The following is a 25,300-nucleotide window of genomic DNA, read 5'->3' on the forward strand; positions in this document are numbered from 1 at the left end:
TTCAGAAATTGAGAGCAAAGGATTTTTTGTGTTTAATAATTCGAAACTTTTCTCGAATAAGGTCAACCCTATACCTGACCCTTGGAATTTAGGCATTACTTGCAGACAGCAAAGTTTTTTTTTCAACATTGCTATCTTTTAATATGGCCAATCCAGCCAAATCATCTTGTCTATATTCAAGAATTATTGACCGTTCTCCTGCAATAATACCAGGGATCACGACATTGCTAACCCATGAATTGAACTCAGGATAGAATAGCCGAAGATCGCATAAGGTATCAGTCAAAAAAGAATCGACTTTTCGATCCATTGTTGGATATTGAAGTAAAAAATCTCTACCGATGAAGTTTGGTTTACCAAACTCAAGTAGAAGGTCGGGCATTTTCAATGGAGAATTTTTATTCATAGGTAATTACCCCATACTATATATATTCAAATTCAAACTGACTCTGCATCTCACTGCTAATATAACAGAAAGACTGTGGTGGTGTAACCTTTCCACCCAAAGTATTTAGATCTATAGGCCTTTTGTAAATACTCACTTTCCCTATTGCTATTGCTATTGCCTTATCGCGACCTTCGTAATATGAATCAAAATATTTTCTATCAATGCCAGCAAACGACTTTGTTATTTTCCAAATCAAATCAGGTGAACCTTGATGTATATTAGTCACTTCGAATTCACCAACTAATTTACCAACTGGCTTCGTAGCATATATCAAAACTGTTGTAATTTTTTGTTTAGAAAAATTCACTTTCCTAAACTCAAACCTTTTTTCTCCACTAAGAATTTTATTAACATATTCAGGTTTAATCGATAATAATATTTTCATTAACTTGCCCTTCTTCTGCAATCCACCTGAACTGTTCTTCAGTTATCGAAATAAAATCCCATCTAGTTTTAGTGCTAATACCACAATCTTCGATTAAACGGCCTCTTGTCAATCTTTTTCTAAGAGCACCATTATAGGTAAACTTTATTATATACCTTTTCTTCTTGTTAGTAAAATAATCTTTTAACTCTTCATTTTTAAATACACTATATGGTTTAACATATTTCATAAAATCACTTTCAGAACAAAATGATTTTATTTGCCTGACCTCTTCAATTACACCAATTGAAGATACGACTGAGCGGTAATATGCTTTCCCGGTGCCGCCTTTATTTGTCCGATAAATACATATCGCATCACCTTGTTTTAGATTCTTAGTTCTACTAATCCCAGAAATATATATTTTATGAATACTGTTAGTGTAAGAAATATCTTCCAGTATATCGTGATTTTCATTCCTGAGAATCGAGTCGGGGAGAAATTTCGAATGGTATTCTGGGTAAATGGCTAAAAGATAGTATTTTTTTCCACCTAAAGTGAGGTGAGGAAAGTCTTTGATTACATCGCCGGTGATATTTTTCATTTTCTTTACATAAACATTTTCCACACCATTATTAGTTGTTTTTGAACCATGGAGATTAAATCCATATTTTTCAAGAATCTTTATCAAGGGTTGCTCTTTTTCAAAAACGGTTACATATATATAGTCAGAATCCTCGCTAATGGCATGGTCAAAAGTTTTCTTGAGTAATCTTTCTCCCAATTTTGTTCCGTGTGCATTAATTTTGAAAGTACCTATTTTTAAAATATTACCAATGGGTAATGGTGGCTCAACATCCTTAATTTTTTTTAAGCTCAGGCTTCAGATATATAAAAGCATCTAGTTTCTTTTTGCCATTATAGAAAACATATGCTTTAGCATTTTCTTCGGCTTTTTTATTAAACCATTTATAAAACTCTTTATAACTTGCTTTCAAAGAGTCAAAAAAGACGTCATCAAGGTCTATATCTTTGAAAAAATTATATTTAACATTACTCATTTATGGTTCCCACTTTGTATGAGTTTTGTATGAATTTTTTTTATTACTTCATAATCACTGACATAAAACGATTTAAAAGGAAGATTATATTCTGTAGTAAACTTGAAAGCTTGTTTTTCCTCAATTTCCTGCATTTGTATTATAAGACTTTCATCCCAAGAAATTTTATCCCTATCCATCAACCTATTACATATCACATCTGTGCTTTCTTTAAGAAGGAGGACCGCTCCTATATTAAGTTTATCAATTACATCAAACTCTATTTTTTTTATATTCCCTTCCTTGTCTAATAAGCAAAAGTGTCCATCTAATAAGAAATCGATTCCTGACATTCTATTTATGGCATTTACTAAAAAATCTTGATTACTACTAATCTGATCTGTTTTTTTGTATTTATCCCAGGTAATAAAACCTTTTTCTGATTTAATGAGTTCACTAGCACTAAAGAACTTAATTTTGAGATCGTTTGATAATTTATTGCATATGGTACTTTTACCGACACCATAAACTCCTGCTATCATCACTATCATATTTGCTCCTAAAATCAGCAGGTTGATCACCGTTCAATGAATATAATCATACAATAGAGTGTAACCAAATGCATCAGTATTGTTCATTCTTCAAGCAAGGGTTAACTCATCGAAGCCCCGCATCTCAGAGTTGCCTTGCTTTTCTGCCCTTTAGTTGAAAAAGGAACACCGAACCAAAATAAAAATCTAACCAATTGATAAAATTGAATTTCGTGATATTAATTCATACATAGTATACGGATTTTCTATCCATCTGATATCAAAAGGAGTTGATATGGGAAAATTTAATAATATATTAGATGACGAATTCCTTTCATCTTTTACCGATAATATTCAATTAAAAAAATTGCCGCCAAACCGAATCCGCAAGCATTCCCGATGGGCGTTTGTTCATACAACAGCAAAACACAGACCTGACGGGTCACTAACTCCCGCAGTGAGGAAAATGAGAGTTAATGATAATAACGCCTGGTACTCAGGTCTGAAAAAAGCAGGAATTGAAGATTTTCGATTCCATGACTTACGGCATACTTGGGCTAGTTGGTTGGTGCAATCCGGGGTTCCGCTTTCAGCGCTTCAGGAAATGGGGGATGGGGGATGGGAAAGCATAGAGATGGTAAGACGATATGCTCATCTGGTACTGAATCATTTAAGTGATCACGCACGACAATTGACGTTATTCTTGAGGGTAACGACACAATTACGACACAAGGAGGAAATCAGGCAGGATTGAAACTAGCATAACTCTTTGATTTATATGGTACCCCTACAGGATTCGATATAAAGACATTTATCATTGATAAATAACAGATATTACCCATTCAATTATCTACCATGCCCCCAATAATGCCCCCTTTTGTTTTTGTGAAGATTTCTTTGGGCTATTTTTAAACAGGCTGATACAAGATGACGAGGGTGTGCTACGTTGCAAAAATATCATCGCCACCATAATTTATTGCAGATAGTGAAACACCGACTAAGCAGAACCCTACCCGTAACCTCCCCGTTATTTTCCACTGCCTCCGTTTCAAACGGAACCGTGATATTCGGATAATAATTTTCGTCAGATCCGCACACCGAGCTACCCCGATAATATCGGGTCAGTTTAGAGAGGTGATTTTCCCTCTTTAAATTTCCCGATTTCAAATCAGACAATACTAACTTTTACTAACAGGTAACTATCTGCGCCGCGGTGAGCTGATACCCGTTAAACCACTCATGCCGACCAATGGCAATAACCTGACTCCCTTTCTGGCAGGTCATCAGTTCCAGTGCGTTCATATCGAATGCTACCAGTTTCAGCGGGTACGGGCTGCGGCGTTCGCTCTCTGCCTGAATGGTCAGAGTTGCCATTACCTTACCTGTCACCGTCTTAACCCGCTGAGGCGGTTTAGTGACAGTTCCGGTTACTGTGGCTGTGGCTGTGACGGGCTTTACTTTTCGGTATGTGCGCATGGTTCACCTGATTCATTAAGTCGGTGTACGGCGTTGCCGCATACCCCGGTTACTGAGACTGTAGATAGTATAACGCATTGATTAGATTGCAGGTGGTCACAGTGACCTCCGATGATACGGGAAAATCCCGCATGTAAAACCTTACCGTAATCTTGTTGTTCTTCTAGGCTGTTACTTTGGCTTGTATCGCCATACATCACAATTTAAATTCTGCGCTGATAATGAAATTACATAACAGTATCAATTAAATAACGGGGTGTTATCGCTGGTGACATCTCAAATTATGATAAATGTCTATATCAAAAACCTCACCGTAATCTCACCGTTGTTCAGTGCCGTAACCCGTTGATTTCCCCGAGACCGTCACTTTGTCCCGCGCAGAGTGATTTGCTTCCCTCGTTGATGAGGGTGGCATAGCTTAACGTGCTGATATTTATCCAGAGTGTGATTTAGCATTCTGGTATGAGCCGCCGATACCGGAGCCTCCTGTCCGGGTATTGCCCTGACGCAACCCGCAGATATCACGGTCTGCGCTGGTGGTCTGTCCGGTGATTGTCCGATACCTCAGCGGCGACCATTCCGGTGATATCAACAAAATGGTACGCAGGAGCAACCAGGCTATTTCGCTGCGTACCGGTCTGCGTACCAATGGCGATAGAGCCAGTAATCATACGTGGCTGATTCACACTCAACGGCATTCTCGATGTCTGGTTTTGTGAGGTTTCGATGTCAGGTTTTGACAGGTTAGAATGTTAACATTTGTAAACATCTGAGGGCTTTCTTCTGGCTGGCTTACTCATCGCTCCGGTACTCCAACCGTTACCCTTTCCGACTATTGTGATAATCACAACGGTACAAAGCGCAAAATTGAGCTTTGCTTGTTTAACAGTATGTTAGATTTAAAATAGCTTACTATTTGAACTGTATAACACCGTTATACACTGGTATAATATCCAGCACCTACCAGTAAAAGGACTTTCATCATGAGCAACTCTAACCTTGTCGCCTTTCGTCTCCCTGCTGAACTCCAGACCCTGTTTAATGATGCTGTAACGGCTTCCGGCAGTGATAAGACATCATGGATAGTCTCAGCCATCAAAGAGAAAATGAACCGTCCGGAGAATGCCCCTGACACTCGTATGCTGACGCTGGTGGAAAGACTGGAATCAGCCGCCGCTTCTCTGATTGTCGGTAAAGCTGATATCCCGCCTCACGCCTACAATGAACCGGCAATCGTCGCTGTGGTGAATCTGGTGCTGTCTGAGGGGGTGGATAACGGGCGTGTTATTGCGGAACGGGTTAACGAGGCTGGTTATCAGACTAAAGCCGGTAAGGCGTGGGATAAGGATATCTATTCAGCGTGGAAGCGGCACAAAGACATTGCCGGGAAGTTGGGGAACTGATTTGCGCAGCTCGTCCGCAATTGCCTGACTGACCTTAGCATTTCTGTACATCCATCAGTGCGTAATCCGGTGCTGGTTTTATCCCTAAACCCCGTCATGTCTGGATTTGGCATGGTTCGCACTGCGCAGTTTCCGGGTTTCGTTTTGCGCAGTTCGGTGCGCAATAAGGCGGTACATGCGTTAGGAATCGTGAGGTGGCATTGTTTGAATTACCTTATCAAACCTTATCATCCTGAACGTTAGCAAATATTAGCATCCGTACCAGGTCAGAAACGCCAGATAACGTTATCAATTGTTATCATTTAACCTAAGATTTCCTAAGATTTCCTAAGATTCAGACCGATAAACCTTAAGAAAACTCAAGATTCTGGCATCAGAAAAACGTTAAGATTTGTTAAGATTAAACGTCTATATTTGTCGCTATTCAGCCCGCATTCACGGGCTTCCTACGGTGTACATAAATCATCAAAGCTGACAGCCTCGCGCGCGTGTGCGCGTACTGGTGTTTAAATCATCAAAGTTCACGCTGTAATTTCTCACTGATAGCTTGTCTGACGAACTCAGCACGATTGCCCCGCGTGTACCTGCTACCTTTGATATGGCTGTCTACCTCATCAATGATCGACTGTTCACAGGTGACTATCAGCCGCGTTGTCGGTGTACCGTTAAAGTAGCGGTTAGTCTGTTTCTTTGTGCTTTTTTGCATGGTCTGCCTCACGTTCCCACTTCTCCAGCTTCCTCTGTGCGTCCTGCTGCTGTTCCGGTGTTACCTCACCGTTTGGCTGTCCGGTCATATCAAAACGACTGCCGCCCAGAGTAAGGGCTTTCAGATACACTTTGCGGTTAATGTAGTCGTACAGCCCCTGCTTGATGTGTGAAACGGTAATATCCAGCTCCCGCGCCTCAGCATCGGCAATCATCTGTTCCCGTATACCAATTGCCAGCGGTCTGGCTCCCTGCTCTGTGAATATCGTCCAGTGCTGCGCTATCCGGTCTGTGCGCCGTTTCCGCTTCTTCGCGTGAGCATCTGCCTTGTTTTTCTTCTGGGGCTGCTGTGGGGCTTCCTGCTGCGTTTTATCCGGTGCGCTTTTTGGTGCTTCGGTAGCTGGTGGATTTGTAACAATTCTTTTACTTTTCTTTAGTGACAATATCGGTCTGGTCATTTTTTTTATATCTCACAAAAATAAATGTTTTATATAAAGCGCAAAAAAACAGTGTGTCGAGTGTGTCAGTGTGTCAAGTGCGGTACAAAAAATAGCCATACTCTTTTATATCAATAGCTTTACTCTGTACGATATTTAACCTGCTGACACACTCGATACCTGTTCTGACACACTCGACCCCTGATTTGACACACTCTGCGCATTTTTTAACCAATGGCACAAAGAAAAAAGAGTGTGTCAGAAACGATGAAAAGTGTGTCAGATACGCCCTGAAGTGTGTCACGAGTGTGTCAGCTTTTTTAGTTAATAACCTTTAAAATCAATATTATGTTATTTTTTATACAGGTCTGACACACTTGACACACTACTTTTTTTCTCATTACATGAAAGCGTCATTCTGGCTGGCAATCTTCCGGCGCATACATCAGGACATAGAACAACGGTCTGTTACCATCAACCGTTATCGTGCGCTTTTTATACCTGCCTTTATCACCTTTTTGTAACATTCCTGTTTCTGCCAGTGCCTTTTCTGCCATTTTGACATTAAAGTCTTTGACGATTTCATCCGTAAAGGCTTTCGGGAAAGTGTGAAACAGCGTTATGCCGTCTCTCACCTCTCTGTACCCTGCGATATTGCTCACGCGGTCACTGCCCGTCATGTACGGATGAACGGCAAACCGGCTGAACGCATAGGCATTTAAAAAGCCCTCTGCCTGCTCTTTAATCTGCTCAAGTTCTTTATTACCCGTGCCAAATTCGGCGATCCACGCATTAAATCCCGCCTGAACCGCATCACGGCAATCCTGCTCATTCCAGCCGGTGATTACCCGCCCCATGATTAATGCTGCCTCAATCGTGGCGAACCGGTCGCTTGCACGGTGTACCTGTTCCCCGTAACTGGCAGGGATCAACTTGTTCCAGCGGTGCTGTGCGGCTTTATAGATTTCACGGGCTTCCTCTTTGCGGGCTGACAGGTACTCAATCCAGTACCGCCCTGCCGCCCCGTAGCTGGTACGGCAATTGACTTTGATTAAATCGGCGTGTGCTTTTCCTGTCCCGCATCCGTGTAATTCCGTGGCACGCTCTATCGGGATATTGAGTAACCGGAGTAACTGACCGGCGTTAATTTTAATGCCTGCCGCGTTTAAAAATGTCTCAATGTCTTTTTCACCTGTGCTGACCGCGACTGTCCGCCAGTTTTGCACCTGCCGGTTGCCGCCGTCTTTCGCGCCCTGAATTTTGCCTTTGCCGTTAAACAGCGTGTATGCCGATTTGTAGACGTGGCGCGGGTCTGCTCCCTGTCCGACTTCATCCAGATATAAAAGCCCGTCATTGTGCGCCACGGCTTCGTTAGTCATGCCGTATTCTGTGCCGTACCATGTCAGCCGCTGCAAATCGGGATCACCGTACAGACTGACCGCCATATCTGCGGTGGTGCTCTTGCCGGCGGTCGATTGTGCGTACAGGTGAATACCGAAGCTGTCCGCGCCGGTAATGCCCGTCATGGGTGCTGCCAATGCTGCGCCGATAGCGAACATCATAAAGCTATTGCCATTGGCTAACCGTGCCACATCATCCCGCCAGTTTTCCGGTGAGCCGCTTGTCTGGTAGGCGGTGGCGGCTGCGCTCTGCCCGTTAAAGAATATCGGTTGTTCCGGTGTGCCAATGACTGAGCCGTCCGGCATGATATACGCGCCTTTGTGCCAGCCTGATTTGGTGGTGATACTCCAGTCACTGCCGGAGTTATGCCGTAATAACCAGTCTGCCAACGTCTGACGCAATCCTGATTTGGTGGTCACTGTCAGCCCCGCATTTTTGAGCGACTTCCAGCCCTCACGCTCACCAATATCTCCTTTGGGGATCGACTGAATACGTTTAGTGCCCCATTCGACAATCAGGAACCGCTGATTTAACTCGTCAGTCCCGCTGGTTACGCGCCTAATCGCATCAGATAACCACTGTTCGCGGTTAATGATCTCACCGGTATCTTTATCAGCTTTGGGTGTCACAAAAAACACACCATCATCCCGTGACTCAATGCGCGGAGCCATCGGGTCGGATTTGACAGCCTGCGTAGTCATGTCCTCTGTGTCGCTCACTGCGGTTTCTCCCTGAGCCTGATAAATACCCTGTGTGAATGCCTGTGCTGCGGCATTCAGACCCTCCGCCTGATACATATCGTTCCAGTCGCCGCTGGTGGATGGGATCGTTACCTGACCATTTACAGCCCGTGCTGCCGCTTCCGCTTTCTCTCTGCCGGTGTTGACCGTGTTGTCCGCATCGTTATCTGCCGCAATGGTTATCAGTGCTGCCGGATATTTACCCCGCATCACCTCAGCGATGTGGATCAGGTTCCCGGCATCTATTGCCGCCACGGTCAGCGCGCCAGGGCGGATTAAGTGACACGTCAGGGCGGTTGCCATCCCCTCAGCAATAATCACCTCAGAAACGTGCTCAGGCGCATTGACCGCGTAGTAACTGCCTTTCTTCGTGCTGTCGGTTAACAGGCGTTTCCCTCCGTCCGGTTTAATAGTCTGCGCGCCGGTGACTGTGCCGGTCGCATTGACCAGCGGAAGCAGGATTGAGCCGTCAGGCAGTAACGGCAGCGTGAAGCCGGTCAGTCCTTTGCCTGCCAGATAAGCGGATTCTCCCTGCTGAACCTGAGATAACAGGCTGCTGTAACGAGCGGTAAAAAGTTTTAACCGCTCTGCTGCGTTACTGACTTCTTTCTGCTGCTGCGCGGCTCTGTGGCTCTCCTGCTGTGTTTTAACCGGAGTCCGTTCACTGGCGGGCTGATGGTCTGAGCGGGTATCAATGCCGATAATCGCAGCAACCTCTTTCGCGGCTTCTGTCACACCCACGCCCAGCACACGCTGAACGAGATCTAACCCGTCACCCGCGCCGCACTGGTTACAGATAAACGTTCCGTTGCCGTCCTTATCATCAAAGCGGAAGCGGTCTTTCCCGCCGCACCCCGGGCAAGCTGTGTGAGTATTTACCGGCACATCCGCACCCATGACTGACAATATGCCCTGCCATTGTCCGTTGGCTTTCAGCTTAACTTCACGGATCATATCAATCGCTTTCATTGAAATGCCCCCTTGTCTGCCAGCGTGTCGCCCATATCGTTGATCATGCTCTGCCATATTTCGCGCCCGAACCCGGTGATATACCCATTCGCGGTACACCGTTCCAGTATGTTCACTGCTGCCGGTTCCCACGCCGGTGACTGCTGTTGCAGGGCTTCCAGAAGATAACTGTCCACCAGCATCCGTATGCCTTTCACGCCGTCGATAATCGCTACCTCAATAGATTTGCTGCCGACATTCATCGGGAACCAGTCGCCGCCGTTCTGTGTGGTGACATCGTGATAAACCGCCCCGGCAAACAGATTCGCCAGCCCATTCACACGGAAGTTTTTTGTAGTTAATGTCATGTTATTTATCCTCAGTGTGTCCGCAGTTCCGGCTGGTCTAATACCCCGCCAGCTACGTCCTGCGTTAATGCTTCGTGCATAGCGTCCATAATGCCAGTGCCCCACTCAGACAGGCGTAATGCGCCGCCGCCGTCAATCATTGAGGTGTACAGGCTGACAATGTATTCCGCACTGTCTGAGCCGTGGCGTTCCGTCATTGCTCCCTCGATGTGGTTCGCCATTGCTATCCGTTCGCAGTCCGGCAGGAGCGGCAGCATGACACCGTGATTGCGGTAGTACGGCATCCCGTTCTTTGCGGTGGTTTCACGGATATACAGCACAGCGACCATCCAGCGGAAAGAGAGTAAATCTTTCTCTTTGTCATCCTGAACATGGTCTAAATAGGTCGCAATCAGACGCAGCCCCAGCAATACATTACTGTCCCACTCTCCGGCATCCGCACGGGCGGGAATGTCTGCCAGCGGTATCAGGGCGATATGCTGATATTTACCGTCAACGGTGCGTTTCATCACATCCACGGCGGAGCCGGTGACTTCGGTACGGTACTCGCTCATGGCTTACCCTCCGCAGATTCAGCCAGTGACTGTTCGATTTCTCTCGCTACCGTCAGGGCTGTCACAATCATGTTTGAAGTATCATTGTCTGTCTCAGCCTCCAGCCAGAAAGTAAGCAGGGTAATCATCTGCCCGGCTCTCATCTGCGGGACTTCCAGCAACTGCTTAATCAGGCGCTTTTGTTCAGGATTCATTTGATCACCTCTTCCAGTCTGCTCAAGGTGTCAAATTGATTATTCATGAGCCGTCTTATTGCCTTTACCATGAAATAAGTGTCGCTTTCAGCCTCATTTTCAACGGCGGTTATCAGTGGTAGCAATATCGCCTGAACTTCTTCATTGATATTTTTCACGTCACTAAATGAATAGAGATGCCCTGCTTCCAGCTTGATTGTTTTCATTTGCTGCCCCCCGCTTCCTGATTTAAGGACTGGCTGATATCGCAATGTATGTCACTGGCAATAGAAATCAGGTCGAATAAATCCGGCGAACATTCACTCTCAGCCTGTTCCAGAATGACGGTAAATAGTGAGCTGACCTGTTGCGCTTTGTAGGTGGCTGCGTCTAGCGGAAGTGGCTTGCTCATGCGTTGCCCTCCTGCGCTTCGATTTCTTTTTGAAGAAACACACGGACATCACCGGATAATTTAGCCATTAGTGACGATAACGCGCTTATTTCGCTGTCCTGTAACTGGTTCGGATATAGCTCAATTAACAGGCTTATTAATTCGACCTGATGGGCTTTTTCTGCTGCCTGGTTGATTGTGATGTTTGCGCTCATGCGGACACCTCCTGACGAATACGGGCAGTGAATACCAGCGGGAGGTTAGGGAGCAGCGAACGGGCTTCATCTTCGGTATGAGCCGTTACATGGTGATAGGTGGCTTTATTTTCCTGACATTCAGCAAAACGCCATGTAAATTCAGGGTGAGTTTGGGTAGACTTATACATAGCCATACTGTTACTCCTAATAACGTTGTGGTTAGACGCCTCGATAGTGTGGGTAGCACTTCGGGGTGTCGTCATATAGTGAATCGCACCATTGCATTTAAACTTACCTCTAAGTGAATCGCACTTCAACCCTTTTATTATATTTATTTTTGCGTATACTGAATCGCACCAACCGTATGGAGATTCAGTAATGGCAACAAGTTCAACCAACAACAAATCACAACAACTAAATGCCCGTTTCCCGCACGATGTGGTAGCGGATTTAGAGAAAAATTTAGAAGAAGGTGAAAGTAAGGCGCAATTTATAGTGACTGCCGTAAAAGGCGAAATTAAGCGCAGACAACGCAAAACCAAACAATCAGATGACTGAATAAATCGGGTAGCGGAAACGCTGCCCTTTTTTATGGACTCGCAAAACTCTACACGTCGATCATTTATGGGCTGACAATACTCAATTCTGCCTCGCGTAGTGACCACCATAAAACCTTTAAATGGTGTAATTTCCCCACGATTTGGGATGTCCGGATTTGGATAGCTCAGAGTTTCATATTTGAGACCGGCGAAATATTTCGCAGATTGACCGGCTGAAACTTTAGCCAATGACTGAGCAAGTAATTTTGCTGAGTAACCAGACGAAAATATGTCTGATTGGTTGCCGGTAATACCGTAAGTTGAAGTTACAGTATTCGCCTGAGCATCAGCACCCATGCCGTCCAGGAGAGAGCCTTTCCCCTGGCTGGCAATGTGATTGATATTTGTGCTTTGATTCCCCAGATTTGAGGAATCAAACATTGCTGAGGTGGTAGTCATCAGTGGATTTCCTCATCGAGAAAATCAGGCTGATATTTCCGCCACAGTTCTGTTTCTTCACGCTGTAAGCTGGCTTTCTCAGGCTTGCATGATTGCAGGTCACGCCCGCGCTGTGATGAAGTTAATTTGTACTGCTGCTGGCGTTTAGTCAGATCATTTAATTCACCGAACGGAACACCATACGCGCCGGTTTTGCGGATAGACGGGATAACGTCACGGAATACCCAATTAGTGAAACGATGTGCAAAAGTACCTTTCGTGGTCGCTTTACGGCTGCGGGCAATCGTTTTATAAAATCCGGACTCTGAACATGCGGATACAGACTGCTTTCCGCCAAGGGTGTCCACTTTAACCGACTCCCTTTCATCTTTATCTAAGCGAGAGAAAGCATCGCGATGTTTAGATATATCCAGTGCCTCACAAACATCTTTAAAAATAAACCACGGCTCATTATTAATTTTAGCAATCCGCACCTGTACACCTTCAAACCGGATGAATGAAATATCATCTGAGTTGATATTCAAAATATCGTCTGACTCAAATTCAGGGTGAGTTTGGTTAGTGGCATTAAAGCCACTTTTTAAATTTTCCATTTTGATTACTCCGTTATTCGGCCGGGTACAGGCTTAAAATATTATCTGTGAGTGCTTTACTTACCGGCTGATACTTCCCCTGTTCTGCGCAGCGGTTAATTAAATTAATCACCTTCTGCACGTCCTGAGTGGTTTTAAAGCGATAACGGTAATGTGAGCCGATACCATCAGGGTTAGGTTCGTCAATGCGTTCCAGCTCAATATTCAGCTTACGTTCGAGTTCATTCGGGTAATTGCGTCCGGACGATAACCGGCAATGGAATAATATTTCATTCTCCGTAAAGCCATTAATGCCAGTACCGAGCATATATAAACGGGCACGGTGTTTTTTCGGTGGGTTCTTTGATAGAATAGATGACGCAACGCTATTCTCAGAAGCCACCTGTGACGGGTGGTTTTTCTTTTCCATTACACCACCTCGCCAGTACGGGATTCCGCGATTTTATTTGCTACCCACGCATCAACCTCTGATTCAACAAAGGCGATAGAACGTGAACCGATTTTTACCTGTTTCGGGAATTGACCGGCATCAATGAGTTTGTACAGCCACGGCTTAGAGCAGCCGGTACGCCGGATGACTTCCGGCAGGCGGATAAGACTTTCTTTTTGTCTAGTAATTGCTGGCATATAGCTCCTGTATTAGTCCTTTAAACGCCTGGGTAGACGATGTAAGATTTACAGGCATGCTATAAGCTAAAATATAAAATAAAAATGACGTTTAAATACAATTTGATGCGTGTGTTAGACATGACAATCTGAACATTCATTGTACTAATTGATATCATGACAAAAATGACACAACTAACCCGTATATTTGTCCTTTTTTATTTAATATTATCAATTTCATCTCTAAATTTTAATATGAGAAAGTTTTTTCTACACGATAGAGGATCCATCCCTCCATATTTACGGTGAGCTAAACCACCATATTGCCCTCTCTTAACTTTAGTCACTTCATCTTCTTTCGCATTGATTTTCAATGAATAAAATTTATCTATACCATCACTTTTTATTTTATTTTCTTTGCCTTTTGCCATAATCCTTGAGACAGTTCTGGGATCAATATAATCTTTTAATAATGGTGAAGACGATATTATATTCATGGCTTTGTTTAAGTGTTTGTCATAACCATTTTTTAAAAGCAACTTAACTATCTCTGACAAAAGTTCTCTTTCTTTTTTAGTTTTATCATTTCTTTTTGTTAGCATTTCATTTTTAAGCCTTTCTATTTTCCTCTCTATAATTAATGGATTAAAAGAATTATTATCAGTGATAACCTCATGATGCTTAATATCATTAAATTCATGCATAAACCAATCACTATGCAATGACAATATATAATCTAACTTCTCTTTATATTCTAACAAACATGTGATTTCCTTAGAAATATATTCAGAAACATCAACATCATCAAGGTAATCACATATACATAATACCAAATAACATAGCAGCCTAGCATTTTCCATTTTAGTAACTTCTCTTCCATCCGGTCTTGAACTTAATATAAAACTATGATTTCTCATCAAAATAAAATAATTATAAAAGATAATATTAAAATCACAGGTTATACCTAAAGAATCAAAGGCTTTTATCATTCTTGATTTAACAAAAAAAACAGAAAGATATTCATAAGACTCTTTTAGATTTAAGTTTTTTTCATGGTCTACTATAACTTTATGACATTTTTCTGCTGCGCTAATTTTAATATCATCTGGATCTGAATATCTGGCTGGTGAAGCTATGTGACAATACATAACATCCCGATAAAAACGTAGAATTTTCCTTGCATGGAAAGACAATAATTCTTGGTCAAATACGTCTGTGCCCACAACGCCACCTCACGCCTCTTTCTGTAGGAGCTATGCCAGCCAGTAGAGGTGTACTGATTTTCGGGGGCGACCCTAGGCATAGCTTTATTCTTATCGTCTATGCAAGTCTACTAAAGACCACAACACCTGTCTATTTGTCCAGTTCACGTATTTCAGATATAAAAAAACCAGCCCTTTATCTGGCTGGCTCGGTGTGCCGCTGGTGGACTATGCCCGCTTGAAATTACCGTGAACAACATTATCGCCGTTCTCCAGTGCGTCCATATAGTCCGCGTACCACTGAAGCATTTCCCTGCGCCCGTCGATGTACTGTGCGTGGTTGTATGTGCCCCTGATTGAGTTTTTATCGACGTGTGCAAGCTGTGTCTCAATCCATGCGGTGTTATAACCCTGTTCGTGCAGGATTGTGCTCATGGTATGCCGGAAGCCGTGACCGGTCGCCCGACCATCATATCCAATCCGTTTTAATACCTGATTGATTGCCGCTTCACTCATTGGTTTTGAGGAATCATTTCGACCGTGAAAAATATAACTGAATCGTCCGGTAATCGTCTCAATTTCGCGCAGTAATTCAAGCGCCTGAGTTGATAACGGAACCATGTGAGGACGGCGCATTTTCATTCTCTCCACGGGGATCTCCCAGATAGCTTTGTCGAAATCAATTTCATCCCATCGTGCAGCCCTGAGTTCAATGGTACGGACTCCGGTAATCATGAGCAGTTTCGTGGCTATCAATGTTATTTTGCTGCCGCTACAGGATGTCAGAGCCTGTAAAAATTCCGGTAACTCCCCCACGTTAAGGTGTGGGAAGTGTTTTGCCTTTGGTGTAGACAGTGCTCCGGCAAGTTCAGCAGCTGGATTATATTCAGCCCGCCCCGTCACGATTGCATAGCGGAAAACCTGATTACATGCCTGCCGGATTTTTTTCAGCTTATCCAATACACCCCTTTTCTCCAGCTTACGCAGTACCTCCAGCATATCCAGAGGCTTTATCTCTGTGATGCCCGCTTTGCCAATGTGAGGAAATATATCTTTCTGAAAGGATTCCAGCAGATCCTCAGCATAGCCCGGTGACCAATTCGGCTTTTTATACTCATGCCATTCCAGCGTGATTTTCTCAAAGCTGTTATTAACCAGAGATTCCCTTTCCCGCTTCTCCGCCTTTTTGACCTGTGACGGATCATCACCTAAGGCTAATATGCGTTTTGCTTCTTCTCTTTTTGCTCTGGCTTGTGCTAACGAAATGGACGGGTAAACACCAAATGCCAATCTTTTCTCTTTCCCGGCATACCGGTATTTCATTCTCCAGTACTTTGATCCGTTCGGTGCGACTTCTAAATACATGCCGCCGCCGTCAGAAAGTTTATATGATTTATCTTTGGGCTTAGATGTCTCTACCTGTCTGGCTGTCAGCTTCATGAGGGGGCACCGATTTTCATTGAACGGGGGCATGCCCCCAATTATGCCCCCTTATGCATGTAGATTTCAATAGACGAGGGTAGACCATGAGATACGATGAATATCGCTGAATGCTGATTCTATGGGGTTTTAGGAGACTGTAGTAGACTTGGAAATACTTGAGAATGGTACGCCCTACAGGATTCGAACCTGTGACCTACGGCTTAGAAGGCCGTTGCTCTATCCAACTGAGCTAAGGGCGCACTGAAGAAAAACAGTGGGTTAACTGATTGAAGCGACATGGATTATACGTCTCAAACGCGGTGAGTCAATCAAAAAAAAGCCGCTGTTTCGGTAGTAATCAGTGTAACCATATTAAAACGTGACTGACAGAGTGGAAATGTTCTGACAGAATAGCGCCCATACTTTTATCTGTTTTATGGATTTTTACACGATGTCAGCAAAAATTATAGACGGGAAAACGATTGCGCAGACCATCCGGACAGAAATTGCCGCCAAAGTTAAGCAACGTCTGGCTAAGGGAAAACGGGCTCCCGGACTGGCCGTTATTTTAGTTGGTGAGAACCCCGCATCTCAGATTTATGTCGCCAGCAAGCGCCGCTCCTGTGAAGAAGTCGGATTTATCTCACGCTCTTATGACCTGCCCGATACCACCAGCGAAGCCACACTACTCCATCTTATAGATGAACTGAATAATGATAAGACCATTGACGGGATCCTGGTTCAGCTTCCGTTGCCCGCCGGTATTGATAATGTCAAAGTGATTGAGCGTATCCATCCGGATAAAGATGTCGATGGCTTTCATCCGTATAATATCGGTCGTCTGTGCCAGCGCGCGCCAAATCTGCGCCCCTGCACACCGCGTGGTATTGTAACACTGCTGGAACGCTGTAATATCAACACCTTCGGGCTGAATGCAGTGATTGTCGGCGCATCCAATATCGTCGGGCGTCCGATGAGTCTGGAACTTCTGCTGGCAGGCTGCACCACAACCGTCACCCACCGTTTCACCAAAGATCTGCGCCACCATGTTGAGCATGCGGATCTGCTGATCGTGGCTGTTGGTAAACCTAATTTTATTCCAGGAGAGTGGATAAAACCCGGCGCTATCGTGATCGATGTCGGGATTAACCGCCTTGAAAACGGCAAAGTGGTCGGTGATGTTAATTTTGCCGACGCCGCTGAGCGCGCAGAATGGATAACCCCGGTACCGGGCGGTGTAGGGCCGATGACTGTCGCCACACTCATTCAGAACACATTACAGGCTTGTGAAGAATTTCACGATAAGGACGAATAACCATGGCTATTTTTAATCTCGAAGGGCACCCGCACGTTGAATTATGTGATTTACTCAAAATTCAGGGCTGGGCAGACAGTGGTGCAGCGGCAAAACAGTTTATTGCCGATGGTCAGGTAACAGTCGACGGCGAAACCGAAACGCGTAAACGCTGCAAAATCGTGGCCGGTAAAACAGTTGAATTTGCCGGGCAACAGGTAAAAGTGGCTGAATAATATCTGTCTGCGAAAAAACCAGAGCATTGTCTCTGGTTTTTTTATCCAGCATATATACCCTTATTCATTAAATTATCTGTTATCTGTATAAAAGAGCCACAAAAAATGATAACCAAAAAATTCGCACCTGTACAAATTGCCCTGCACTGGATTGTTTTTCTGCTTGTGATTCTTGTATATACCAGCGCCCTGTTACGGGATACCGCAAACGAGCCGCTGAGAAGTATTTTATCCATGCTGCATTACAGCAGTGGCATACTGGTCGGTATATTAATGATTGTCCGGCTGGCAGTCAGAATAAAATATCCCGCGCCTGCCATTATACCGAAGCCCTCACCGATGATAACCGGATTATCTCATCTGGCACATCTGGCCATATTTGTGGTATTTATTCTCTTACCGGTGCTCGGTTTCAGTATTAAATACCTGAACGGTTATGATTGGTCATTATTCGGTATACCGATGCCGGTATCCGCAACACCGGATGAAGACCGCGCATATGAAATACAAAATATTCATGAAATTATCGCTAATACCGGTTATTTCATTATCGGCCTGCATGCTGCGGCTGCTCTGGCGCATCACTATTTCTGGAAAGATAATACGCTGCTGCGTATGATGCCCCGCAAGCGGCACTGATGATTAAAAAGGGGAGCATTTCAGCTCCCCTTTCTCTTTATTTACTATTCACAGCGTTATCCATCAGCGGTATTTTTTATGATACTCACCACGGGTGACTTTAAATTGTTCAGCCATCGCTTTGGCTTGTGCTATTTTGCCTTCTTCTGTCAGTTTCAGCGCGTCATCAATTTGTCCGACCAGCACATCATAACCATGATGATAATCTTTCATTTCTGCACTATCCGCCGCTTTATCTTTTAATTTGGCAGGTATTTCTTCTTTGGCACTCAGCGCAGCAGCACGCATTTGTGACAGGGCATTTTTCAGCTCAGCTGCATCATTCGTTTTTTCAACAACCTGTAAATTTGCGCCCAGGGTTTTCATATTATCCGAAAGCCCGGCAGCGGATGCGGTCACCGCGCCAAATGTACAGACAGAAACCACCAGCAGGGCTAATATATTTTTACTCATCAGTGCTTCCTTTATTTATTAATATAAAAATACGATAAAATACGACAAAACATCACAAGATAAACCAAATACCGTAACAGAATAGCTGATAACCCGCCGTTATGCCCGGCAGTAAAAATAAAACTCAATAAAAAAGCCCGGCGCTAAATAACGCCGGGCTTCTCAGTGAGAATATTATCAATTATTAGTAGCGTATACCCAACGTCATTCAAGATGCAGGAAGGCGGCAAGCTCCGATTGCCGGGGAGCATACATTAGTATGTGACCCGGCTATCTGAATGCAGCCAACGAACCTGTAGTTTGAATGAATAAGGGTATATGACTACTTGCGCCGCCAGGTTGTACCCTGCGGGCCATCTTCCAGCACGATATTCATCGCTGTTAATGCATCACGCGCTTCATCCGCCAGCGCCCACTCTTTTGATGCGCGGGCATCAAAGCGACGCTTAATCAGTGCTTCAATTTTTGCCACATCTTCATCACTTTCCGTCTGTGCTCCGCTTTGCAGGAACTGCTCCGGATCCTGGGTCAGCAGGCCGAGAACACCGGCTAACTGACGGAGTTGCGCTGCCAGACCATTTGCCGCCGCCATATCTTCCTGTTTCAGACGATTCAGCTCACGCGCCATATCAAATAATACGGAATAGGCTTCAGGCGAATTAAAATCATCATCCATCGCTTCACGAAAGCGGGTTTCAAATTCATTATTCACAATCACAGCAGCGTTTTTATCTGTGCCGCGCAGCGCGGTATAAAAGCGCTCCAGCGCAGTACGCGCCTGTTTCAGATTCTCTTCCGTGTAATTGAGCTGGCTGCGGTAATGGGCAGATAGCAGGAAGTAACGCACGGTTTCCGGGTCGTAATATCCCAGCACATCGCGGATGGTAAAAAAGTTATCGAGCGATTTTGACATCTTCTCTTTATCAACCATCACCATGCCGGAGTGCATCCAGTAATTCACATACGGGCCGTCATGGGCACAGGTGGACTGGGCAATTTCGTTTTCATGGTGCGGGAACATCAGGTCAGAGCCGCCGCCGTGAATGTCAAAATGATTTCCCAGCTGTTTGCTGTTCATCGCAGAACATTCAATATGCCAGCCCGGACGCCCCGCACCCCATGGTGATTCCCAGGAAGGCTCACCCGGCTTGGACATTTTCCACAGCACAAAATCCATCGGATTGCGTTTTACATCCGCCACTTCAACACGCGCACCGGCCTGAAGCTGCTCCAGATCCTGACGGGAAAGCAGACCATATTCAGGGTCACTGCTGATATCAAACATCACGTCGCCGTTATCCGCCACATAGGCGTGATTGCGCGCCAGCAGCAACTGCGTTATCTCAATGATCTCTTTTATATGATGCGTTGCGCGTGGCTCAGAATCCGGGCGCAGCAGGTTCATCGCATCAAAATCACGGTGCATCTCCACAACCATGCGATCAACCAACTGGTCGCAGGTTTCATGATTTTCATTTGCACGTTTGATGATTTTGTCATCCACATCCGTGATATTACGGATGTAATTGACCTTATAACCTGCATAACGCAGATAGCGCACGATGGCGTCAAACGCGACAAATGTCCGACCGTGTCCGATGTGACACAGGTCATAAACAGTGATACCACACACGTACATCCCGATGGAACCCGGGTTAATGGGCTTAAATTCCTCTTTTTGTCTTGATAACGTGTTATAAATTTTCAGCATAAGGCTATTCCATTAAGAGTCTGTACGTGTTGAAGGTGAGTTCTGTTAATTAATTGATAATTAAACGCTTATTTTATCTGTTATGCGGCGGGATATCAGCGCAAAGCAACAAAGGTTATTGAAACGCGAATACCCTGTAAATGCAAGAAAGACCCTGCAAAACCCGTTGATTATAACAAATACTGACGATCATTTGTGAGTGTGATATAACACCTCCGTGAGATAAAAACGGCCTATAATCGCCTTTAAAATATTAGCAGGAACTTATTATGGTAACTTTTCATACAAATCATGGTGACATCGTCATTAAAACGTTCGCGGAAGAAGCACCAAAAACGGTCGAAAACTTCCTCGCCTATTGCACTGATGGTTTCTACAACAACACTATTTTTCATCGTGTAATTAATGATTTCATGATCCAGGGCGGCGGTTTTGAACCGGGTCTGAAGCAGAAGCCAACACTGGCTCACATTGATAACGAAGCAGACAACGGTCTGAAAAACACCACGGGTACCCTGGCAATGGCCCGTACCGGTGACCCGCATTCAGCAACTGCACAGTTTTTCATTAATGTGGCAGATAACGATTACCTGACTTCCGTTCAAAAACACCAAGCGGCTGGGGCTACTGTGTATTCGCAGAAGTCGTTGAAGGCATGGATGTTGTTAATAAAATCAAAGTGGTTAAAACCGGTAACAGCGGTATGCACCAGGACGTTCCGCGTGAAGATGTCATCATCGAAAGCGTAACTGTTTCCGAATAAGCATGACCACGCTTGTTATTGCAGATTTGCATTTAAACGAGCAGGAGCCGGCGATCACCGCCGGCTTCCTTCGTTTCATACAAGAGCAGGCCGTTCACGCATCACAGCTCTATATTCTGGGTGATTTTTTTGATTACTGGATTGGTGATGATGACCCCGCCCCGCTGCATAAAACCGTTGCTGATGCACTGAAAGCGCTCAGTGAGCGCGGTGTGAAGATTTTTTTTTATTCACGGCAACCGTGATTTCTTGCTGGGTGCGCGTTACGCAAAACAGTGTGGTATGACGTTACTGCCGCAAACGCAGATAATTGAAGCCGAAGGTCAGCGTATTCTTATCCTGCACGGCGATACACTCTGTACCGATGACACTGATTATCAGCACTACCGCAAACGCGTTCATACGAAATGGATCCAGCGCCTGTTTTTGTGGCTGCCGCTGTCAGTACGGCTGAAAATCGCAAAAAAAATGCGCGCGGGCAGTCAATCTGCTAATCAGCAGAAAACGCAGGCAATAATGGATGTGAATCAGAACGCGGTAATTGACACCTTCCGTCAATACAAAACGCAATGGATTATCCACGGACATACTCACCGCCCGGCAGTTCATGACATCCGTATTGACGGAGAAACGCACTTGCGTGGCGTTCTCGGTGCCTGGCATTCTCAGGGCTCTGCATTTAAAATTACCCCGGACGACATCTCGCTGATCTTCTTCCCGTTCTGATACATTACCGCCTGAAATTGCATTAAATCACTGACGCAAACGTTTTCCTCTGCGATTTACCGTGATATTATGCCCGTCTTCTTAACCGGCCAATACGCCGGAAGCCAGCCAATCTTTGTGACGCGGGATGTACAGGAGCACTGAAAACATGAATGCCACTTCTTCACAGCAACACTCACCAGCCGCTAAAATTGCCATTGTAATGGGATCCAAAAGTGACTGGAGCACCATGGAGCACGCCGCAGAAATCCTCGACAGCCTGCAACTGCCCTATCATGTGGAGATTGTGTCCGCGCACCGCACACCTGACAAACTGTTTTCCTTTGCTGAAAGCGCTAAACAAAACGGCTTTGATGTGATTATTGCCGGTGCCGGTGGTGCCGCACATCTGCCGGGCATGCTGGCAGCAAAAACGCTGGTTCCTGTGCTGGGTGTGCCGGTTCAGAGTGCCGCTCTCAGCGGTGTAGACAGTCTCTATTCAATTGTTCAGATGCCGAAAGGGATCCCGGTCGGCACCCTGGCTATCGGCAAAGCCGGTGCCGGAAACGCCGCTCTGCTCGCCGCACAAATTCTGGCACTGCATGATGCCGCGCTGCTGACCCGCCTGACTGACTGGCGCGCGGCGCAGACTGAAGAGGTTCTCAGCCATCCTGATCCGCGGGAGATCTGCTGATGACGCCGGTTTGTGTTCTGGGAAACGGACAGCTGGGGCGTATGCTGCGCCAGGCGGGTGAACCGCTGGGTATTGCGGTTTATCCGGTGGGATTGGATGCCGAGCCGGAAGCTGTGCCGTATCAGCACAGTGTGATCACCGCCGAAATCGAGCGCTGGCCACAAACAGCGCTGACAAAAGTGCTGGAGCAGCACCCCGCCTTTATTAACCGGGATATTTTTCCGCGTCTGGCTGACCGCCTGCCGCAAAAACAGTTAATGGATGATTTACAGTTAGCCACCTCGCCGTGGCAGCCGCTGACATCACCGGATGAATGGCCGGGTATTTTCAGCCGTCTCGGGGATTTTGTGATAGTCAAACGCCGCACCGGCGGTTATGACGGACGCGGGCAGTGGCGTGTGCGTCCCGGTGATGAAACCACACTGCCCGCAGAGATTTACGGTGAGTGTATTGTTGAGAAAGGGATTGCCTTTTCCGGCGAGGTTTCGCTGATCGGCGCCCGTAACCGGCACGGCGACTGTGTGTTCTACCCGCTGACCCATAATCTTCATGAAGACGGTATTCTGCGCATGAGTGTCGCGTATCCGGAAAGTCAGCATCCGTTGCAGTTACAGGCGGAGCAGATGCTGGGCGCTATTCTTGCCGAGCTGGATTATACCGGCGTGATGGCGATGGAGTGTTTTATCGTCGGTGACGGGTTACTTATCAATGAACTCGCGCCCCGCGTGCATAACAGCGGACACTGGACACAGAACGGCGCATCTGTCAGCCAGTTTGAACTGCATCTGCGCGCCATTCTGGATTTACCTCTGCCGCAGCCCGTAGTCAGCGCCCCGGCTGTCATGGTCAATATTATCGGGACTGAATTTAATACACAGTGGCTGGCGCAGCCTCTGGCGCATATTCACTGGTATGACAAAGAAGTACGCCCTGCGCGTAAAGTGGGACACATTAATCTGACACATCCTGACCCCGCGCTGCTTAACGCAAATCTTGACGGGCTCGCGCAGCAATTACCAAAGGAATATCAGTCGGCTGTCCGCTGGGCAAAAGCAAAATTAAGCTGGTAGTCTGCTCCGCTTCCGGCGACAATAGTGCTCTTCTGCTGCCCGGCTCTCAGCCGGGCATTTTGTTTTTTACGCCTTTTCCGGAGCCGGGATGTTTTCGCGAGACCGCCGCTTAGGCACTGTTTATCAGTGGACCATACTCACCCTGCTGGGGTTAGTCTATTTTCTGGCAACTGCCACCACCTTTACCTCGTTAGGTGTGGTATTGCCCGGAATGCTTAAAGAGCTGCACTGGAGCTGGACTGATGCCGGTTTTGGTTTCACCCTGCTCGGACTGACCTGCGGATTATCCAGTTTTCTGCCGACTCTCTGCATCCGCAAAACCAATGTTAAGGTCACACTGTTTACCGGGCTGCTGCTGTTTCTTGCCGGGTTTTACAGCCTGTATACAACCGAATCTATTCAGCGCTATTTCGTCGGCACCGCCTTTCTCGGGATAGGCTTTACCTTTATGGCCACCGTGCCGGGCACTTATGTTATTTCACGCCTGTTCAGCCGTCAGTCTCTTGCATTCGGGTTCTATTTTACCCTCGGCGGGCTGGGCGGTGTGGTTGGTCCCTGGATCTACTTTCTTGCAGTCAATGTATTCGGTTCCTGGCGTATTCACTGGCTGATCGCCGCCCTGACCCTGACTGTGATAACGGTGATCACACTGTTAGTGCTGCGTGAAGGACGCCGTGAAATCACCCACGCCCGCGCCGTCATGTGGCAGCAAAAGAAACAAAGTTCCCGCATCTACCGCAGCCGTGATCGCTGGACTGCGCGCCAGGCGCTGCGCACATGGCAGTTTTATGTGATAGCCGCATCCTATACCGCCTTTTTGTGGTGCGGATTTACAGTGAACAGCTTCGCCGTTCCGCATATTACGGATAACGGATTCAGTGAGACGATTGCTGCCACACTACTGAGTACCATGGCCTTTATTAATGCCTTCTCCCGGCTGGCAGGCGGTGCTATCGGCGAGTGGCTGGAGCCGAAAAAACTGCTGATTATCAGCCTGGCAACCATTACCCTCGGTGTGCTGACATTAAGCATCGCCACAAGCTGGCCGCTGCTGATTCTGTTTACGATTTTAGTCGGTATCGGCTACGGCATGACATTTCTCGCCTCAAGTGTGCTGCTGGCGAACTATTTCGGGCGCGGACCTTACCTGGAACTGTTTTCTGTCGTAAATCTGATTTCAACTTTTGCCTGTCTCGCACCGTTCTTCGCCGGTGCCATCAAAGATTACAGCGGCAGTTTCACCCCGGCGTTCCTGGTGGTAGCACTGCCGGTAATTGCCATTCTGGCGGTCACATTCTTTATGCATCCGCCACAACACAAACCGGTGAAAGCACGCAGTCAGTCTGCGTCATGATCCTGCGGATGGGCTGCCCACACCGGTAGCTCATCCGTAAAAGAATGGTATTCCGGAATGCAATAATCACGTCCCGGATTATCAAAACTCCCGACCAGCAGCGCAATAACCGGCGCATCATCCACCGCTCCCACTGAACTGCCGCACTGCGGACAAAATGCGCGGCAGGTGTTTTCTGATGAGCGGAACAGTGACGGCATTCCGCCCTCACCATCCCATATGACATTTTTACGGTCAAACTCCACCCACAGCGCCGTCAGGGCGCCGGTGTGTTTTCGGCACATAGTACAAGAGCAGGTATGCGGATCACGCGGATGCTGCGCACGGTAACGAATATGCCCGCACAAACAGCCACCGGTAATTATCTCTGTTGTCATCAGATGCG

The 25,300-nt window shown here is 46.1% G+C and carries 33 protein-coding genes, 1 tRNA gene and 3 pseudogenes; 11 read left to right on the forward strand and 26 right to left on the reverse strand.

Annotated elements, in window-relative coordinates:
- Positions 1-88 precede the first annotated feature (88 nt).
- The 5 genes from AYY17_RS03940 to AYY17_RS03955 all read right to left on the reverse strand — a co-directional run bounded on the left by AYY17_RS03940 (position 89) and on the right by AYY17_RS03955 (position 2,403).
- A complete protein-coding gene (locus tag AYY17_RS03940; protein ID WP_067421475.1) occupies positions 89-406 on the reverse strand; it encodes a hypothetical protein in 318 nt (105 codons plus the stop codon).
- 16 nt (positions 407-422) lie between these two features.
- Positions 423-833, reverse strand: coding sequence for an ASCH domain-containing protein (locus AYY17_RS03945; protein WP_067421477.1), 411 nt, complete (start codon positions 831-833; stop codon positions 423-425).
- Complete coding sequence (locus tag AYY17_RS03950) at positions 811-1,596, reverse strand: N-acetyltransferase (protein ID WP_202906376.1); 786 nt, start codon at positions 1,594-1,596, stop codon at positions 811-813. Before AYY17_RS03950 ends, AYY17_RS03945 begins: the two co-directional genes overlap by 23 nt.
- A gap of 76 nt (positions 1,597-1,672) precedes the next feature.
- A complete protein-coding gene (locus tag AYY17_RS21815) occupies positions 1,673-1,873 on the reverse strand; it encodes a hypothetical protein (RefSeq protein ID WP_202906377.1) in 201 nt (66 codons plus the stop codon).
- Entirely contained in the window at positions 1,870-2,403 is a 534-nt protein-coding gene (locus AYY17_RS03955; RefSeq protein WP_067421479.1) for an ATP-binding protein, read from the reverse strand. The genes AYY17_RS21815 and AYY17_RS03955 overlap by 4 nt, the downstream gene beginning before the upstream one ends.
- 355 nt (positions 2,404-2,758) lie before the next feature.
- On the opposite strand from AYY17_RS03955, the pseudogene AYY17_RS03960 reads away from it, so the two are divergent.
- Positions 2,759-3,147: pseudogene (locus AYY17_RS03960) on the forward strand (tyrosine-type recombinase/integrase); the annotation flags it as partial.
- 423 nt (positions 3,148-3,570) lie between these two features.
- Here the strand turns inward: AYY17_RS03960 and AYY17_RS22075 are convergent.
- Together AYY17_RS22075 and AYY17_RS21460 are read right to left on the reverse strand one after the other, a co-directional pair.
- Entirely contained in the window at positions 3,571-3,756 is a 186-nt protein-coding gene (locus AYY17_RS22075; RefSeq protein WP_235845266.1) for a hypothetical protein, read from the reverse strand.
- Positions 3,757-4,379: 623 nt separating this feature from the next.
- On the reverse strand, positions 4,380-4,544 hold the full coding sequence (locus tag AYY17_RS21460) for a hypothetical protein (protein ID WP_156656632.1): 165 nt from the start codon (positions 4,542-4,544) through the stop codon (positions 4,380-4,382).
- A 297-nt stretch (positions 4,545-4,841) separates the two neighbouring features.
- On the opposite strand from AYY17_RS21460, the gene AYY17_RS03970 reads away from it, so the two are divergent.
- Entirely contained in the window at positions 4,842-5,261 is a 420-nt protein-coding gene (locus AYY17_RS03970; protein ID WP_067421483.1) for a hypothetical protein, read from the forward strand.
- Between the two features lie 514 nt (positions 5,262-5,775).
- On the opposite strand, the gene AYY17_RS21035 is transcribed toward AYY17_RS03970, so the two are convergent.
- From AYY17_RS21035 to AYY17_RS21695, 10 genes are all read right to left on the reverse strand, one after another.
- On the reverse strand, positions 5,776-5,967 hold the full coding sequence (locus AYY17_RS21035) for a ribbon-helix-helix domain-containing protein (protein ID WP_082981266.1): 192 nt from the start codon (positions 5,965-5,967) through the stop codon (positions 5,776-5,778).
- Positions 5,939-6,424 (reverse strand): ProQ/FINO family protein, encoded by a 486-nt coding sequence (locus AYY17_RS03975; RefSeq protein WP_067421485.1) that lies wholly within the window; start codon positions 6,422-6,424, stop codon positions 5,939-5,941. The genes AYY17_RS21035 and AYY17_RS03975 overlap by 29 nt, the downstream gene beginning before the upstream one ends.
- A gap of 392 nt (positions 6,425-6,816) precedes the next feature.
- Positions 6,817-9,513 (reverse strand): DUF927 domain-containing protein, encoded by a 2,697-nt coding sequence (locus AYY17_RS03980; RefSeq protein ID WP_067421488.1) that lies wholly within the window; start codon positions 9,511-9,513, stop codon positions 6,817-6,819.
- On the reverse strand, positions 9,510-9,860 hold the full coding sequence (locus AYY17_RS03985; RefSeq protein WP_067421490.1) for a hypothetical protein: 351 nt from the start codon (positions 9,858-9,860) through the stop codon (positions 9,510-9,512). Before AYY17_RS03985 ends, AYY17_RS03980 begins: the two co-directional genes overlap by 4 nt.
- 11 nt (positions 9,861-9,871) lie before the next feature.
- Positions 9,872-10,414: a hypothetical protein gene (locus tag AYY17_RS03990; RefSeq protein ID WP_067421494.1), complete on the reverse strand. Its 543-nt coding sequence runs from the start codon at positions 10,412-10,414 to the stop codon at positions 9,872-9,874.
- A complete protein-coding gene (locus AYY17_RS03995) occupies positions 10,411-10,608 on the reverse strand; it encodes a hypothetical protein (protein ID WP_067421496.1) in 198 nt (65 codons plus the stop codon). The genes AYY17_RS03990 and AYY17_RS03995 overlap by 4 nt, the downstream gene beginning before the upstream one ends.
- Positions 10,605-10,814, reverse strand: coding sequence for a hypothetical protein (locus AYY17_RS04000; RefSeq protein WP_067421498.1), 210 nt, complete (start codon positions 10,812-10,814; stop codon positions 10,605-10,607). The genes AYY17_RS03995 and AYY17_RS04000 overlap by 4 nt, the downstream gene beginning before the upstream one ends.
- A complete protein-coding gene (locus tag AYY17_RS04005; protein ID WP_067421500.1) occupies positions 10,811-10,999 on the reverse strand; it encodes a hypothetical protein in 189 nt (62 codons plus the stop codon). The genes AYY17_RS04000 and AYY17_RS04005 overlap by 4 nt, the downstream gene beginning before the upstream one ends.
- On the reverse strand, positions 10,996-11,193 hold the full coding sequence (locus AYY17_RS04010; protein ID WP_067421502.1) for a hypothetical protein: 198 nt from the start codon (positions 11,191-11,193) through the stop codon (positions 10,996-10,998). The genes AYY17_RS04005 and AYY17_RS04010 overlap by 4 nt, the downstream gene beginning before the upstream one ends.
- On the reverse strand, positions 11,190-11,369 hold the full coding sequence (locus AYY17_RS21695; RefSeq protein ID WP_067421504.1) for a host cell division inhibitor Icd-like protein: 180 nt from the start codon (positions 11,367-11,369) through the stop codon (positions 11,190-11,192). Before AYY17_RS21695 ends, AYY17_RS04010 begins: the two co-directional genes overlap by 4 nt.
- Positions 11,370-11,553: 184 nt before the next feature.
- Here AYY17_RS21695 and AYY17_RS21700 point away from each other — a divergent pair, with 184 nt between their 5' ends.
- On the forward strand, positions 11,554-11,733 hold the full coding sequence (locus AYY17_RS21700) for a YlcI/YnfO family protein (protein WP_067421506.1): 180 nt from the start codon (positions 11,554-11,556) through the stop codon (positions 11,731-11,733).
- Between the two features lie 439 nt (positions 11,734-12,172).
- Here the strand turns inward: AYY17_RS21700 and AYY17_RS04025 are convergent, their stop codons facing one another.
- From AYY17_RS04025 to AYY17_RS04050, 6 genes are all read right to left on the reverse strand, one after another.
- The gene (locus tag AYY17_RS04025; RefSeq protein WP_067421508.1) at positions 12,173-12,766 is read right to left on the reverse strand and encodes a BRO-N domain-containing protein; all 594 of its coding nucleotides are present in this window, start codon (positions 12,764-12,766) and stop codon (positions 12,173-12,175) included.
- 13 nt (positions 12,767-12,779) lie between these two features.
- Positions 12,780-13,175, reverse strand: a complete 396-nt coding sequence (locus tag AYY17_RS04030) for a hypothetical protein (protein ID WP_067421510.1) — start codon at positions 13,173-13,175, stop codon at positions 12,780-12,782.
- Positions 13,175-13,393 (reverse strand): helix-turn-helix transcriptional regulator, encoded by a 219-nt coding sequence (locus AYY17_RS04035; protein ID WP_067421514.1) that lies wholly within the window; start codon positions 13,391-13,393, stop codon positions 13,175-13,177. Before AYY17_RS04035 ends, AYY17_RS04030 begins: the two co-directional genes overlap by 1 nt.
- A gap of 197 nt (positions 13,394-13,590) precedes the next feature.
- Positions 13,591-14,595, reverse strand: coding sequence for a hypothetical protein (locus AYY17_RS04040; protein ID WP_067421516.1), 1,005 nt, complete (start codon positions 14,593-14,595; stop codon positions 13,591-13,593).
- Positions 14,596-14,802: 207 nt separating this feature from the next.
- On the reverse strand, positions 14,803-16,014 hold the full coding sequence (locus AYY17_RS04045) for a tyrosine-type recombinase/integrase (RefSeq protein WP_067421518.1): 1,212 nt from the start codon (positions 16,012-16,014) through the stop codon (positions 14,803-14,805).
- A gap of 165 nt (positions 16,015-16,179) precedes the next feature.
- A tRNA-Arg gene (locus AYY17_RS04050) sits at positions 16,180-16,256 on the reverse strand.
- Between the two features lie 191 nt (positions 16,257-16,447).
- Here AYY17_RS04050 and folD point away from each other — a divergent pair.
- From folD to cybB, 3 genes are all read left to right on the forward strand, one after another.
- The gene (folD, locus tag AYY17_RS04055; protein WP_067401875.1) at positions 16,448-17,311 is read left to right on the forward strand and encodes a bifunctional methylenetetrahydrofolate dehydrogenase/methenyltetrahydrofolate cyclohydrolase FolD; all 864 of its coding nucleotides are present in this window, start codon (positions 16,448-16,450) and stop codon (positions 17,309-17,311) included.
- 2 nt (positions 17,312-17,313) lie between these two features.
- On the forward strand, positions 17,314-17,526 hold the full coding sequence (gene ybcJ, locus AYY17_RS04060) for a ribosome-associated protein YbcJ (protein ID WP_067421520.1): 213 nt from the start codon (positions 17,314-17,316) through the stop codon (positions 17,524-17,526).
- A gap of 108 nt (positions 17,527-17,634) precedes the next feature.
- Entirely contained in the window at positions 17,635-18,165 is a 531-nt protein-coding gene (gene cybB, locus AYY17_RS04065) for a cytochrome b561 (protein ID WP_235843716.1), read from the forward strand.
- A gap of 63 nt (positions 18,166-18,228) precedes the next feature.
- On the opposite strand, the gene cybC is transcribed toward cybB, so the two are convergent.
- Positions 18,229-18,618: a cytochrome b562 gene (gene cybC / locus AYY17_RS04070; RefSeq protein WP_067421522.1), complete on the reverse strand. Its 390-nt coding sequence runs from the start codon at positions 18,616-18,618 to the stop codon at positions 18,229-18,231.
- Positions 18,619-18,940: 322 nt separating this feature from the next.
- Complete coding sequence (gene cysS, locus AYY17_RS04075; protein ID WP_067421524.1) at positions 18,941-20,329, reverse strand: cysteine--tRNA ligase; 1,389 nt, start codon at positions 20,327-20,329, stop codon at positions 18,941-18,943.
- Between the two features lie 269 nt (positions 20,330-20,598).
- Here cysS and ppiB point away from each other — a divergent pair.
- The 5 genes and pseudogenes from ppiB (at position 20,599) to AYY17_RS04100 (ending at position 24,915) form a co-directional block, all read left to right on the forward strand.
- Positions 20,599-21,092, forward strand: a pseudogene (gene ppiB / locus AYY17_RS04080) (peptidylprolyl isomerase B).
- 2 nt (positions 21,093-21,094) lie between these two features.
- Positions 21,095-21,818 (forward strand): annotated as a pseudogene (locus AYY17_RS04085) (UDP-2,3-diacylglucosamine diphosphatase).
- 148 nt (positions 21,819-21,966) lie between these two features.
- Positions 21,967-22,491: a 5-(carboxyamino)imidazole ribonucleotide mutase gene (purE, locus tag AYY17_RS04090; protein ID WP_067421526.1), complete on the forward strand. Its 525-nt coding sequence runs from the start codon at positions 21,967-21,969 to the stop codon at positions 22,489-22,491.
- On the forward strand, positions 22,491-23,561 hold the full coding sequence (gene purK / locus AYY17_RS04095; protein ID WP_067421528.1) for a 5-(carboxyamino)imidazole ribonucleotide synthase: 1,071 nt from the start codon (positions 22,491-22,493) through the stop codon (positions 23,559-23,561). The genes purE and purK overlap by 1 nt, the downstream gene beginning before the upstream one ends.
- A gap of 88 nt (positions 23,562-23,649) precedes the next feature.
- A complete protein-coding gene (locus AYY17_RS04100) occupies positions 23,650-24,915 on the forward strand; it encodes an MFS transporter (protein WP_067421530.1) in 1,266 nt (421 codons plus the stop codon).
- Here AYY17_RS04100 and AYY17_RS04105 read toward each other — a convergent pair.
- Positions 24,900-25,292: a GFA family protein gene (locus AYY17_RS04105; RefSeq protein ID WP_067421532.1), complete on the reverse strand. Its 393-nt coding sequence runs from the start codon at positions 25,290-25,292 to the stop codon at positions 24,900-24,902. The genes AYY17_RS04100 and AYY17_RS04105 overlap by 16 nt on opposite strands.
- Between the last annotated feature and the right edge of the window lie 8 nt (positions 25,293-25,300).

This window comes from Morganella psychrotolerans, assembly GCF_001676055.1.
GTDB lineage: Bacteria > Pseudomonadota > Gammaproteobacteria > Enterobacterales > Enterobacteriaceae > Morganella > Morganella psychrotolerans_B.

Excerpts from the sequence above, each read along its gene's own strand:
- AYY17_RS04030 (WP_067421510.1), bottom strand. The coding sequence starts at position 13,175 with ATGGAAAAGAAAAACCACCCGTCACAGGTGGCTTCTGAGAATAGCGTT.
- AYY17_RS03970 (WP_067421483.1), top strand. The coding sequence starts at position 4,842 with ATGAGCAACTCTAACCTTGTCGCCTTTCGTCTCCCTGCTGAACTCCAG.
- AYY17_RS04005 (WP_067421500.1), bottom strand. The coding sequence starts at position 10,999 with ATGAGCAAGCCACTTCCGCTAGACGCAGCCACCTACAAAGCGCAACAG.
- AYY17_RS03945 (WP_067421477.1), bottom strand. The coding sequence starts at position 833 with ATGAAAATATTATTATCGATTAAACCTGAATATGTTAATAAAATTCTT.
- AYY17_RS03980 (WP_067421488.1), bottom strand. The coding sequence starts at position 9,513 with ATGAAAGCGATTGATATGATCCGTGAAGTTAAGCTGAAAGCCAACGGA.
- AYY17_RS04105 (WP_067421532.1), bottom strand. The coding sequence starts at position 25,292 with ATGACAACAGAGATAATTACCGGTGGCTGTTTGTGCGGGCATATTCGT.
- AYY17_RS04045 (WP_067421518.1), bottom strand. The coding sequence starts at position 16,014 with ATGAAGCTGACAGCCAGACAGGTAGAGACATCTAAGCCCAAAGATAAA.
- AYY17_RS22075 (WP_235845266.1), bottom strand. The coding sequence starts at position 3,756 with ATGGCAACTCTGACCATTCAGGCAGAGAGCGAACGCCGCAGCCCGTAC.
- AYY17_RS03975 (WP_067421485.1), bottom strand. The coding sequence starts at position 6,424 with ATGACCAGACCGATATTGTCACTAAAGAAAAGTAAAAGAATTGTTACA.
- AYY17_RS04000 (WP_067421498.1), bottom strand. The coding sequence starts at position 10,814 with ATGAAAACAATCAAGCTGGAAGCAGGGCATCTCTATTCATTTAGTGAC.
- AYY17_RS04035 (WP_067421514.1), bottom strand. The coding sequence starts at position 13,393 with ATGCCAGCAATTACTAGACAAAAAGAAAGTCTTATCCGCCTGCCGGAA.
- AYY17_RS21695 (WP_067421504.1), bottom strand. The coding sequence starts at position 11,369 with ATGGCTATGTATAAGTCTACCCAAACTCACCCTGAATTTACATGGCGT.
- AYY17_RS03985 (WP_067421490.1), bottom strand. The coding sequence starts at position 9,860 with ATGACATTAACTACAAAAAACTTCCGTGTGAATGGGCTGGCGAATCTG.
- AYY17_RS03955 (WP_067421479.1), bottom strand. The coding sequence starts at position 2,403 with ATGATAGTGATGATAGCAGGAGTTTATGGTGTCGGTAAAAGTACCATA.
- AYY17_RS21700 (WP_067421506.1), top strand. The coding sequence starts at position 11,554 with ATGGCAACAAGTTCAACCAACAACAAATCACAACAACTAAATGCCCGT.
- AYY17_RS04010 (WP_067421502.1), bottom strand. The coding sequence starts at position 11,193 with ATGAGCGCAAACATCACAATCAACCAGGCAGCAGAAAAAGCCCATCAG.
- AYY17_RS04100 (WP_067421530.1), top strand. The coding sequence starts at position 23,650 with ATGTTTTCGCGAGACCGCCGCTTAGGCACTGTTTATCAGTGGACCATA.
- AYY17_RS21035 (WP_082981266.1), bottom strand. The coding sequence starts at position 5,967 with ATGCAAAAAAGCACAAAGAAACAGACTAACCGCTACTTTAACGGTACA.
- cybC (WP_067421522.1), bottom strand. The coding sequence starts at position 18,618 with ATGAGTAAAAATATATTAGCCCTGCTGGTGGTTTCTGTCTGTACATTT.
- purE (WP_067421526.1), top strand. The coding sequence starts at position 21,967 with ATGAATGCCACTTCTTCACAGCAACACTCACCAGCCGCTAAAATTGCC.
- purK (WP_067421528.1), top strand. The coding sequence starts at position 22,491 with ATGACGCCGGTTTGTGTTCTGGGAAACGGACAGCTGGGGCGTATGCTG.
- AYY17_RS04025 (WP_067421508.1), bottom strand. The coding sequence starts at position 12,766 with ATGGAAAATTTAAAAAGTGGCTTTAATGCCACTAACCAAACTCACCCT.
- AYY17_RS21815 (WP_202906377.1), bottom strand. The coding sequence starts at position 1,873 with ATGAGTAATGTTAAATATAATTTTTTCAAAGATATAGACCTTGATGAC.
- cysS (WP_067421524.1), bottom strand. The coding sequence starts at position 20,329 with ATGCTGAAAATTTATAACACGTTATCAAGACAAAAAGAGGAATTTAAG.
- ybcJ (WP_067421520.1), top strand. The coding sequence starts at position 17,314 with ATGGCTATTTTTAATCTCGAAGGGCACCCGCACGTTGAATTATGTGAT.
- AYY17_RS03995 (WP_067421496.1), bottom strand. The coding sequence starts at position 10,608 with ATGAATCCTGAACAAAAGCGCCTGATTAAGCAGTTGCTGGAAGTCCCG.
- folD (WP_067401875.1), top strand. The coding sequence starts at position 16,448 with ATGTCAGCAAAAATTATAGACGGGAAAACGATTGCGCAGACCATCCGG.
- AYY17_RS03940 (WP_067421475.1), bottom strand. The coding sequence starts at position 406 with ATGAATAAAAATTCTCCATTGAAAATGCCCGACCTTCTACTTGAGTTT.
- AYY17_RS03990 (WP_067421494.1), bottom strand. The coding sequence starts at position 10,414 with ATGAGCGAGTACCGTACCGAAGTCACCGGCTCCGCCGTGGATGTGATG.